The organism is Bacillus sp. JJ722, assembly GCF_036963345.1.
In the GTDB taxonomy this organism is placed as follows: Bacteria; Bacillota; Bacilli; order Bacillales; family DSM-1321; genus Bacillus_AD.
The window spans coordinates 35,960-46,916 of sequence record NZ_JBALMO010000080.1 but is presented as its reverse complement, the minus strand read 5'-3'; the positions used below and the strand labels follow the sequence as shown (position 1 = coordinate 46,916).

Here is a 10,957-nt window from a genome sequence, read left to right as displayed (position 1 = left end):
GGTATAGACAACTAGTTATATATACATTATCATAGAAGTATAGAAAAAATAATATAACACTTGAAAGAGTGTATTCATATAAGGAGGATTTTGCATGAATCGCATCCTTTTAAAAAATGCTGAAGTATATTTAGAAAATGAAGTTTTAGAAAATGGTTATGTTCTTATTACAGATGACAAAATCACGGAAATTGGTTCAATTGACAAATTAGAAAATCAGACATTTGATGATACTAACATCATTTCATTAGAAGAAGGAACAAAAATTATTCCTGGTTTCATCGATGTCCACATTCATGGTGCTGGTGGAGCCGATACAATGGATGGCACACCTGAAGCATTACGTACGATGGCGACACATTTGCCACAAGAAGGAACAACTAGCTTTCTTGCTACAACGATGACACAATCACCTGAAAACATTGTAAATGCACTACAAAATGCTGCTTCTTATCAAGAAGCACAAAATCACCCTGGTGAAGCAGAAGTAATTGGTATTCATTTAGAAGGACCATTTATAAACCCTGCTAAGAAAGGTGCCCAACCAGAAAAATACGTTCTAGAACCGAACATCTCTGTTTTCCAAGATTGGCAAAACGAAGCAGGTGGCACAATTAGACTTGTAACAGTTGCACCTGAAATGCCTAACGGAATGGAATTCATTAAGTACTTAGCTGATCATGAAGTAACTGCTTCAATCGGACATACAGATTCAACATATGCTGATGTTAAAGAAGCTGTTGCAGCTGGTGCAACTCAAGTAACCCATTTATATAATGGTATGCGAGGTCTTCATCACCGCGAGCCTGGTACAGCTGGCGCCGCTCTATTATTTGATGAGTTGAAAGTAGAATTAATTTCAGACGGCATTCATATTTGCCCTGAAATGATTCAACTAGCAATCAAAGCAAAAGGAACAGATGGCGCCTTATTAATCACTGATGCTATGCGCGCAAAATGCCTAAAGAACGGACTTTACGAATTAGGTGGACAACCAGTAATCGTAGGCGATGGCAGAGCCACACTTGAAGACGGCACACTTGCAGGAAGCATATTAAAAATGATTGATTCTGTTAAAAACATGCTTTCATTTACAAATTTAAACCTACATGACGTAATAAAGCTTGCTTCTGTAAACCCAGCCAAACAAGCTAGAGCTTTCGATCGTAAAGGTAGTATTACAGTAGGAAAAGATGCAGACATTGTAATCTTGGATAATGACATTAATATCGAAATGACAATTTGTCGTGGAAAAATTGCTTATAAAAGGGATGAGAATTAATGACAACATTACAATCTAAAGTAAATACAAAAGTTTTCGAAATCATTCACGCAGAAAACTATGATGAAATGAGCCGTATCGCAGCAAAAAGAATGATCGGCCTAGTAAATCGCAAATCAAATGCAGTATTAGGTTTAGCAACTGGTAGTACACCAGAAGGATTATATAAATTATTAATTGAAGATCACAAAGCAAATGGAACTTCATATAAAGATGTAAAAACAGTGAACCTTGACGAGTACATGGGATTAGATCGCAATGATAAAAACAGCTACTTTACTTTCATGAGAGAACATTTATTCAATCATATCGATGTAAACTTAGAAAACACAAATGTTCCTAATGGCATGGCTTCGAACATGGAAGAAGAAGCAGCTCATTATGAAAACTACATCCATGAAATCGGTGGAGTAGATCTTCAAATTCTAGGAATTGGTCATAATGGACACATCGGTTTTAATGAACCAGGTACATCTTTCAAAAGCAAAACACATGTTATCGAATTAGCTGAAAGAACTCGTGAAGCAAACGCCCGCTACTTCAACAGCATGGATGAAGTACCTACACATGCAATTACGATGGGTATCGATAGTATTATGAATAGCCAAGAAATCATTCTTCTTGCTTCAGGTGCATCAAAAGCCGAAGCGATTAAACGTCTTGTATGTGGAGAAGTTACTGAAGATTTCCCTGCATCTGCACTTCGTTTACACAGCAAAGTAACAATCATTGCTGATGAAGAAGCTTTACAATTAATTTAAATCTCAAAACAGCTCTCCGGATGGGGAGTTGTTTTTTCTTGTTTGGAGTACTCATATTCCGTTTACTGCTCATATTTCTCATCCTCTGCTCATTTTTCAAATCAAAAAAGCCGTCGAGAAACATATTCTCAGCGACTTTAATCTCACTTACTCTTCAATTTTCATTTCAAAATAATCCCATGGTTTAATATAGTCTAATAAATAGATCTCTTCGTCGACGATTTTCCCGATTACATTTTTACGACCATCATTTTTCATTGGTAAACGAGCGATTTGAAGTTCTCCTTTATATTGACCAAAATCATTATTACCGACTAATACATCACCTTTTTGAATATCATATGTGTTGTGATTCGGGAATGATTCTGCTTTGTACTTAACACGGCTTTGTGTGGAACGAATTAAGTATTCGGATACATCTCCACGATTGAAATGAACTTCTTTCTCGACAATTAACTTTTCTAATGCAGATGCTTCTTTATTCATCCGAACACGAAAAGCTAATTTATTTGGGTTTATTGCGCTTAATGCAGCTAATTCTTCTTCTGATGCATATGCATTTCCGATGATTACATCATCTACTAAATCTGTTGCAAATAAGTGCTTCGCCTGCGTTACGATTGGCAATGTACGGTGTTGTTCTAATGTGCATAATCCATCACTAACTGGCCAAGGACCAAATGTTGCAGCCGAAGAAGTTACGAAAGCGGCTACTCTAATATTGTGCTCTCTAAATAATTCTGATGTTTCAACAAAGTGTTTATAAGAAAGACCTGTGTATTCTTGAGGATAGAAATTATGACAACCTACTAATGTATCTCTGTTCGGGCCATAACTTAAAATTTGCTCTAAATACTTTGTTCCACTACTAATATTAATTTCAACCTTTAGACCGAATGGATTATGTGTCATCAATGCTTCTTTTTGTCCTCCAAAACCTTCATCCAAACGGATACCTGTGGCACCCATTTGTGCAAAGATTTCTAGGTTATCATATGACACTCCTAGAGCTGGGAAAACATGAGGTGCTACGTCTAAAATTACTTCCATTCCCTCATTGCGAGCATGTGTAATAATATCTGTGAATTCTTCAATGATTTCCTCTTTACTTCCTTGCGCAGAAAGAAGGCAAGTAAAGATACGCTTAAAGCCATATTTTGCAGCAAGAGAAATATATTCTTTATCTTTCTCCCTCGTACTGTGTTCAGGATAAATTGAAATACCTAATTTTCTCATTAATAAACACTCCAAACAGTCTTTTATTTTTTATAATAAAAGGCGAAGAAATTAATCCTCGCCTTTTTAGAATCAATGGTTACTTGATTCTCTTGTATAGCTCCACCATTTCATTAGCAAGGTCTTTTAATGTCATTGCCGTCATTAAGTGATCTTGAGCGTGAATTAGCAGAATTGAAATCTCAGATTTTTCTCCACGAGCTTCCCCTTGAATTAAAGCTGTTTGTGATTTATGTGCATCCCCTAATGCTTGTGTTGCTTCTTCAATATATTTTTCTGCTACTTCGAAGTTACCTTCTTTAGCTTCTTTAATTGCTTCCATAGCGATGCTTCTTGCATTTCCACTATGGAGAATTATATTCATGATAATTGATTCCATGACTAATCCTCCTGATAAATACTACAGTTATTAACCTTGTCCTTTTTGAGCTTTCATCGCTTCAATGTCTTGTACTTTAATAAACGGAATGTATATTGCTACAGCTAATAAGAAATTAAATAGTTGTAGAGCAACTCCTTGCCAAGCTCCGCCTGATACTAAGTAACCACTAATAATTGGTGGCATAGACCAAGGAACTAACGCTACTGTTTTTGGAACAAGACCTAATGAAATTGCAAAGAATGAAGTACATGTTAAAACGATTGGAATTAATATAAACGGTATTACTAAGATTGGGTTTAATACAATCGGTACACCAAATAATACTGGTTCATTGATATTAAATAGACCGGCTGGAGCTGTAAGTCGTCCAATACTTCTGTATTGAGCACTTTTTGCTACTAAGAAAATTGCTACAATCAATGCTAACGTTGCCCCGGCACCACCTAAGTGAACATATACATCAAAGAACGGTTTTGTTACTACTGCTAATTGATCACTGAATGCAGAAACACCATCTTTAAACGCTGCAATATTTTGTTCGATTGATGGTAAATAGATTGTTTCCATGATTGGTCCAAGAATATTTGTACCATGTAATCCAAAAAACCATAATAAGTGAATTAATAGTGAGATAATAATTGCTGATGGTAATGTATTTGATAGTCCTTGAAGTGGAGATTGGATACTATCAAAGATAATTTTGTGTAAAGAAGTTCCTGCGTTTGAGAACAATAGGAATGCCATTCCAAACACAATAAATACGATTGTTGCTGGTAATAATGCCGCAAACGAACGAGCAACCGCAGATGGTACTCCATTAGGCATTTTGATTGTAAAATTCTTTTGAATTAAGAAACGGAAAATTTCAGTTGCTATAATAGATACAATTAATGATACGAAAAGACCTTGTGCGCCTGTCCAAGCAAAGTCAATTCCACCTTCCTTAAGAGTTACTGGACTCATAATAACAAGGGCACCAAATGATACTAAAGCTGCTGATAATCCATCTACACCATAAGATTTAGCTAAGTTATAACTGATACCAATTCCAACTAATAGTGATAGAATGGCAAATGAACCTTTCCAAATGTTACCGCCTAAATCTGTCCAACCTTCACCAAACAAATTCACCATGAAATTTTGATAACTTTCAAATGGTAAGTTATTAATTAGTGTTGCAAACGATCCTAAAATAATCAATGGCATAATTGCTACGAAACCGTCACGAATTGCCACTAAATGTCTTTGACTACCGATCTTTCCCGCTAATGGTACGAAGTACTTTTCTAAAAACTGAATAATTGCGTTCATATTCTCGTCTCCTCTCACTTCTAACCTGTCTTAACGTCAGACAGTATTAATTATTTCTTTAAATTAAGACCTTGCTGTAATACCGCTTCCCCGTTCATTGCTCCGTAATTCATCATGTCAATAACTTCTACTGGTATACCTTTTGGAGCTGCTACTGCTTCAATTTTTGATTTTAGGAAACGAACTTGTGGTCCTAATAAAATAACATCCGATTTATCAATTTCAGCTTGCAATGATGCTTCTGGAATGGCCCAAATTGTTGCATCAATTCCTTTTGCAGCCGCAACCTCTTCCATTTTCGTTACTAGCATACTTGTCGACATACCCGCCGAACAAACTAACATAATATTCATATATTTCATCCTCCAAAGAAATTTATTTGATAACGTTTACATTTTTATCTTACAATAATTCAATTTATGAGTAAACGTTTTCTTGTAATTTTCACAATTTAGACACATTTAACTATTCTCCATTTTTTACACACACTAAGGTTGATGATTTAACAAAAACTGTTAACAACCAAAAGAAAACCTTATCAAAACTGGGTTTGTATTAGATAAAAATTTCCATAACAATAAATTACATATACTATTCCTTGCAGTTATGTGCATGAAAAAAAACCTCTTAAAAAGAGGTTTAAATGCTTTTGTCAAGAGGTTTTTTTACACTATAATAAATAAAATAAAATTTCTTCTACAGCAAGTGAGACATCATAAGAATAACTTATTAACTCTTTATCTTCTAACATGATAAAGGATGGATCTGATCCAAGTGTAGCAATCGTAATATCTCTAGGAATACGAATTTTCTTTCGCTGTAACTCTGCTATCACGCCAATTGTAAAAAAAGGATGGAGTGAAAGAATCGCTGTAGGTCGAGTTGGCAAAGCCAGAAAACGTTTAACCGCTTTTTTGCCACTATCTATCTCATAAGCTCCTTCATACGTATAGGCAGAATCTAATACTTCTCCTCCTGTGTACATACCTTTCACATAGCCTACATATCTTTCAATGGCATTAGGATAGGATTTTGTACCGTTTATTACACCGATTTTCCTATGTCCTTCGGCAATTAATTCGGCAGTTAACTTCGTTACTATTTGCTCTTCATCTTCAATAACTTGAGGAATTTCTATTTCAAGATTCTTTACTTTTGAATGAAAAGAAACTACCTTTATTCCTTTTACAACTATCTCCATTAAATATTTCTCGTTTTTTCCCACACTGGAAATCAGGATTCCGTCTACTCGCTTCGCTTCTAATTGTTTTAATATTTCAAGCTCTTTCTTATCACTGTATCTGGATTCAGTTACTAATAAGTGAATATTTTCAGGCTGAAGTTTTTGTTGGAGTAGTTGAATAACCTCCAAGAAATAAGGATCCTCTAAGTCAGGCACAACCACCCCAATAATATTTGTCTTTTGCTCTTTCAAACCTTTTGCTAATTGATTAGGGATATAATTCAATTGTTTCGCAACATCCATTACTTTCGTTGCAATCTCAGGACTTACATTCCCTTTACCATTTAAAACGCGAGAAACAGTCGCTATGGAGAAATTACTTACTCGGGCCACGTCCTTGATTGTTGCTTTTTTCATCTACATATTGACCCCTTTCTTACATATGCTATCCGTTGTTTTAATTAAATTTATATTTTGTATATTTAGTCAATCTTCCTATTTTAACATTAATACTATTTTCTTTGTATATACTTAATAATAACCACAATAATAAAAGGCTGTCCAAATTTTCTTTTGGACAGCCTCTAATTTTACTTTTATTTATGAATCGTTTTAGAAGGTGGCTCACAAACATTAGAAGAACAATGCTTCTGTATAGAACAAGATGCACACTTACCTGCTTTTTGCTTCTTAATACTCTTGAACAATGTATAACCAGCATAACCGAAAATCACACAACCAATTAATACATTAATGAATATCGTCATGTCATTCACCTCAAATTATTAAACTGCCAACGTAATAAATAATAAATGCCACTATATATGCCACTACAAAAGGATATAGCGTTGCAAACAATGTCCACTTAACCGACTGCGTTTCACGTTTAATGGCACCTACTGTTGCTAAACAAGGCATATACAAAAGAACAAATGCCATAAACGTAAATGCACTTAATGTATTAAAATGTGTTCCAATTGTCGTTGATAACGCTCCTTCACTTACACCATAAATAATCGCCATTGTAGAAACAACAACTTCTTTTGCTAAGAAACCAGAAATAAGTGATGCACCAGCTTGCCATGTTCCAAAGCCAAGTGGAGCAAACAACGCCCCAAAACCGCCACCAATAATAGCTAAAAAGCTTTCATTCATATCCACATTCATTCCGTTAGGACCTAAGTAAGCTAACAGCCAAATAATAACCGAACCTGCGAAAATAATCGTACCTGCTTTTCGCAAAAAGCCTTTACTTTTTTCCCATGTCGAACGCCAAAGTGTCTTTAATTGAGGCACGTGATAGGCTGGTAGTTCTACGAAGAAAACAGTCGTTTCCTTCTTTAAAATCGTTACAGATAAAATTTTTGTTACTATAAGTGCAATTACAATACCTAAAACGTATAAAGATAATACAATCAATGATTGATTTTTAGCAAAAAAAGAAGCTCCAAACAAAGCATATACCGGTAATCTTGCTGAACAGCTCATAAATGGTGCAACTAAAATAGTTAATAATCTTTCTTTCGGCTGTTCAATGGTTCTGGCTGCCATTACTCCTGGGACATTACAACCAAAACTAATAATCATAGGTATAAAAGCTTTTCCATTCAAACCGAAAAACTCCATCAGCCGATCCATCACTACAGCGATGCGTGCCATATAACCGGAGTCTTCCAATAATGATATAAAGAAGAACAGCACAAAGATTTGTGGAATAAAGACTAATACGCCACCTACTCCAGCGATAATCCCATCACATATCAAATCAATAATAAATGGGGAAGCTCCAATTGTTATCAAGCCTTGATTGACCACATCCGTAAATGTACCACCAACAAATCCATCTAATATATCAGATAATGGAGTCCCAATCCAAGTAAACGTCGCTTGAAACATGAGGTACATTAAGCCTAAGAAGATTGGAATACCAAGTATAGGATGTGTCAACACTTTATCCATACTTTCAGTCCACTGTTTCTTTCCGTCTACATCTTGCACCATTACTTGTTCTTGTATTCTACTAATATATTTACTACGTTCATCAGAAAAAGCCGTATTCAATGACTTGCCTACTTTGTCCTCTAATGCTGTACGAATCGATTTCATTTCTTCAAAATTAGCCGACTGTTGATAAAAAGCATCTACTGCTTCATTTCCACAAAGAAATTGGATTGCAATCCATCTTTTATGTCCATTATTAACGTCGTCTAACAATTGCTCTATATTTGAGATTTCTCTTTCAATAGCATCACTGTATGTTAACTTAAAGTATTGCTGATGTCCTAAAGAACCAGTCAAGGCTACATAGACCCCATCAAAACCTTTACCAGTACGAGCTACAATTGGCGTTACAGGTACTCCTAATAGGCTCTGTAATTTCTCAACATCAATCGTAACTCCTTTCTTCTTCGCAACATCCATCATATTTAAACAGATGATTACTGGTTTACCAAGCTCTAAAACTTCCACAGTTAGCTGCATGTTTCGCTCAAAGTTAGAGGCATCTAATATATTTAATATGCCTTCCACTTGCTCTTCAAGTAAAAAAGTGGTTACAACACTTTCATCTTTTGAAATAGGGTTAAGATCATAAATACCAGGCAAATCAATGATTTCTTTATTTAACCTTTTAACATGTCCAACTTTTTTTTCTACAGTTACCCCGCTCCAATTCCCAACATATTCATATGAATTGGTAAGCTTGTTAAATAATGATGTTTTTCCAGTATTCGGGTTACCTATTAATGCAATTCTACTCATAGTTGTTCCACCTCTATGTTCACCAAGTCTTTTTTACGAAGACCTACTTTTTGTCCTTGGCACTCGAGTATGCATGCTCCAGAAAACAACCCTTTTTGCATGAGAGAAACTTGGCAACCTTCCTTAATTCCAAAGGAATTTAACCTTTTATGTAGAAGGTCATCCACTTTATTGAGATTCTTTACTTTCACTTTTTCTCCCAATTGAGCCGAATGCAGTTTCATTAAAATACCTTCTCTCTTTTAATTGATAATCATTATCACTAGATAAATGATAACACCTTTTATATTGTCAAACAATACGAACTAGTTTATATCTATTCATCTAAATTTTATTGTCACAAATCAGTCAAAATAATGATTATTTTGTTCTCCCTAATAATATTTATGAATATTCAATTAATTAAAGCAAACATTTTTTATTATACTATCTCTCTTAATAATTTTATTGATATTATAGTGACAATTTTTCCACAAACAAAAAAACTGAGAAAAATATATCCCCAGTTTTGGTTTAAAAATATTTGAAGTATAATGTTAGTAAGGAGGTTGAAAAAATTGAATCCAGATCACCAAATGATATTCGAAAAGGAACTTGATGAAGAAACACTTTTTCTTGTTACGCAAACATTTAAAGCCCTTTCTGATCCTACTCGATTACGTATATTATATCTTTTATTTCAAGGTGAACATTCCGTTAATGAAATCGCAGAGAAGTTATCTCTTGTTCAATCAACTGTTTCACATCAATTAAGGTTCTTAAAGAATTTACGTCTTGTTAAATTTCGCCGTGAAGGAACAACTCTTTTCTACTCATATGACGATGAACATGTGATGAGCATTATTGCCCAAACAATCGATCACTCTAACCATCATTAATTACAACTAAGTTGGGCGTTTGGGCAACCAACTTCTTTTCTTTCAACTTGAAGCGTACTATGCTCGATATGAAATTCTTCAGCTAAGAGCTTTTGCGCTTGACGAAGAATAACATCATGATCACCATCATTCTCAATCGCAATATGGGCAGACAACATCGGAAGCTCAGAAGAAATGGACCAAATATGCAAATCATGTACTTCTACAACATGTGGAATTTGTTTCAATTCTTCCTTTACAGCATTGTGATTGATAGCTGCAGGTGCTCCTTCCATCAAAATATGAAACGCATCTTTCGTTACTCTAATACCGCTAATAATAATGAGAATAGCTACAATCACACTTGCCAGTGGGTCAGCCCAACCCCATCCGAAGAAATAAATCAATGCGGCTGCCACAATAGCTCCAATTGAACCAAGCATATCACCTAACACATGTAAATATGCGCTACGAATATTTAAGTTTTCATCTTTATTACCTCTCATCAAGATGAAGGCCGCTATGATATTAACTAAAAGCCCAATTACAGAAATTGTTAACATACCTAGACTTTGAATTTCTGGTGGATTTTGAAATCTTTGAAATGCTTCATAAAAGATATAACCTGAAATAAGTATCAATGTTATACCGTTTAATGCCGCTGCAATAATTTCAAATCGTCGGTAACCGAACGTATTTTGTTGAGTAGCTCTTTTCTCACCTAACATAAGAGCAAATAAACTCAATCCAAGTGCGGCAGCATCACTGAGCATATGACCCGCATCAGACAGTAATGCTAAACTATTAGTAAGAACTCCACCTACAACTTCCACAAACATAAATGAAGCAATTAAAATAAACGCCAAACTTAAAGCTTTTTTATTCGATGTATGGTGATGATCATGCCCATGGCTATGACCATGATGATGGTGTCCCATAAATATTCCTCCTTTTTTGTATATGTGTATATGTACATATATATTATGTTATAGATTCTTTAAAAGTTCAAGTGTTTTTATAGGTTTTTATAAATGTATTGTTATTATGCGTTTACCACTTTTTGTAGTAAGAAAAACTAAAGAAAAGCGGTAATGCTCTATTAAGCTCCGTATGGATTTGGAGCCCTCCGACTGAGATAAAGGATGCACGAAGAGCTGGTAAGCGATTCGATGTTGACTTATCGTA

12 protein-coding genes are annotated in these 10,957 nt (G+C 34.9%); 3 read left to right on the top strand and 9 right to left on the bottom strand.

Annotated elements, in window-relative coordinates; translation table 11 throughout:
* The first annotated feature begins 94 nt into the window (after positions 1-94).
* Positions 95-1,282 carry an N-acetylglucosamine-6-phosphate deacetylase gene (nagA, locus tag V7014_RS11625; protein ID WP_335507264.1) on the top strand — a complete coding sequence of 396 codons (1,188 nt, stop codon included), beginning with the start codon at positions 95-97 and terminating at the stop codon, positions 1,280-1,282.
* On the top strand, positions 1,282-2,043 hold the full coding sequence (nagB, locus tag V7014_RS11620; RefSeq protein ID WP_335507262.1) for a glucosamine-6-phosphate deaminase: 762 nt from the start codon (positions 1,282-1,284) through the stop codon (positions 2,041-2,043). Before nagA ends, nagB begins: the two co-directional genes overlap by 1 nt.
* A 147-nt stretch (positions 2,044-2,190) precedes the next feature.
* Here nagB and V7014_RS11615 read toward each other — a convergent pair whose 3' ends face one another.
* The 8 genes from V7014_RS11615 to V7014_RS11580 form a co-directional block, all read right to left on the bottom strand.
* Complete coding sequence (locus V7014_RS11615; RefSeq protein ID WP_335507260.1) at positions 2,191-3,279, bottom strand: DUF871 domain-containing protein; 1,089 nt, start codon at positions 3,277-3,279, stop codon at positions 2,191-2,193.
* Positions 3,280-3,358: 79 nt separating this feature from the next.
* Positions 3,359-3,658, bottom strand: a complete 300-nt coding sequence (locus V7014_RS11610) for a PTS lactose/cellobiose transporter subunit IIA (RefSeq protein WP_335507258.1) — start codon at positions 3,656-3,658, stop codon at positions 3,359-3,361.
* Positions 3,659-3,688: 30 nt separating this feature from the next.
* Positions 3,689-4,972, bottom strand: coding sequence for a PTS cellobiose transporter subunit IIC (gene celB / locus V7014_RS11605; protein WP_335507257.1), 1,284 nt, complete (start codon positions 4,970-4,972; stop codon positions 3,689-3,691).
* A 50-nt stretch (positions 4,973-5,022) separates the two neighbouring features.
* Entirely contained in the window at positions 5,023-5,325 is a 303-nt protein-coding gene (locus tag V7014_RS11600; protein ID WP_335507255.1) for a PTS sugar transporter subunit IIB, read from the bottom strand.
* A 317-nt stretch (positions 5,326-5,642) separates the two neighbouring features.
* Positions 5,643-6,572 carry a LacI family DNA-binding transcriptional regulator gene (locus tag V7014_RS11595; protein ID WP_335507253.1) on the bottom strand — a complete coding sequence of 310 codons (930 nt, stop codon included), beginning with the start codon at positions 6,570-6,572 and terminating at the stop codon, positions 5,643-5,645.
* 179 nt (positions 6,573-6,751) lie between these two features.
* On the bottom strand, positions 6,752-6,922 hold the full coding sequence (locus V7014_RS11590; protein WP_438824906.1) for a FeoB-associated Cys-rich membrane protein: 171 nt from the start codon (positions 6,920-6,922) through the stop codon (positions 6,752-6,754).
* Between the two features lie 10 nt (positions 6,923-6,932).
* Positions 6,933-8,915, bottom strand: a complete 1,983-nt coding sequence (feoB, locus tag V7014_RS11585; protein WP_335507251.1) for a ferrous iron transport protein B — start codon at positions 8,913-8,915, stop codon at positions 6,933-6,935.
* Complete coding sequence (locus V7014_RS11580) at positions 8,912-9,139, bottom strand: FeoA family protein (protein ID WP_335507249.1); 228 nt, start codon at positions 9,137-9,139, stop codon at positions 8,912-8,914. The genes feoB and V7014_RS11580 overlap by 4 nt, the downstream gene beginning before the upstream one ends.
* 351 nt (positions 9,140-9,490) lie before the next feature.
* On the opposite strand from V7014_RS11580, the gene V7014_RS11575 reads away from it, so the two are divergent.
* Positions 9,491-9,793: an ArsR/SmtB family transcription factor gene (locus V7014_RS11575; protein ID WP_205061476.1), complete on the top strand. Its 303-nt coding sequence runs from the start codon at positions 9,491-9,493 to the stop codon at positions 9,791-9,793.
* Here V7014_RS11575 and V7014_RS11570 read toward each other — a convergent pair.
* Positions 9,790-10,710: a cation diffusion facilitator family transporter gene (locus V7014_RS11570; protein ID WP_335507248.1), complete on the bottom strand. Its 921-nt coding sequence runs from the start codon at positions 10,708-10,710 to the stop codon at positions 9,790-9,792. The genes V7014_RS11575 and V7014_RS11570 overlap by 4 nt on opposite strands.
* Between the last annotated feature and the right edge of the window lie 247 nt (positions 10,711-10,957).

Bases quoted from the DNA above. Each gene is read 5' to 3' on its own strand.
- nagA (WP_335507264.1), top strand. From the start codon at position 95: ATGAATCGCATCCTTTTAAAAAATGCTGAAGTATATTTAGAAAATGAA.
- nagB (WP_335507262.1), top strand. From the start codon at position 1,282: ATGACAACATTACAATCTAAAGTAAATACAAAAGTTTTCGAAATCATT.
- V7014_RS11615 (WP_335507260.1), bottom strand. From the start codon at position 3,279: ATGAGAAAATTAGGTATTTCAATTTATCCTGAACACAGTACGAGGGAG.
- V7014_RS11610 (WP_335507258.1), bottom strand. From the start codon at position 3,658: ATGGAATCAATTATCATGAATATAATTCTCCATAGTGGAAATGCAAGA.
- celB (WP_335507257.1), bottom strand. From the start codon at position 4,972: ATGAACGCAATTATTCAGTTTTTAGAAAAGTACTTCGTACCATTAGCG.
- V7014_RS11600 (WP_335507255.1), bottom strand. From the start codon at position 5,325: ATGAATATTATGTTAGTTTGTTCGGCGGGTATGTCGACAAGTATGCTA.
- V7014_RS11595 (WP_335507253.1), bottom strand. From the start codon at position 6,572: ATGAAAAAAGCAACAATCAAGGACGTGGCCCGAGTAAGTAATTTCTCC.
- V7014_RS11590 (WP_438824906.1), bottom strand. From the start codon at position 6,922: ATGACGATATTCATTAATGTATTAATTGGTTGTGTGATTTTCGGTTAT.
- feoB (WP_335507251.1), bottom strand. From the start codon at position 8,915: ATGAGTAGAATTGCATTAATAGGTAACCCGAATACTGGAAAAACATCA.
- V7014_RS11580 (WP_335507249.1), bottom strand. From the start codon at position 9,139: ATGAAACTGCATTCGGCTCAATTGGGAGAAAAAGTGAAAGTAAAGAAT.
- V7014_RS11575 (WP_205061476.1), top strand. From the start codon at position 9,491: ATGATATTCGAAAAGGAACTTGATGAAGAAACACTTTTTCTTGTTACG.
- V7014_RS11570 (WP_335507248.1), bottom strand. From the start codon at position 10,710: ATGGGACACCATCATCATGGTCATAGCCATGGGCATGATCATCACCAT.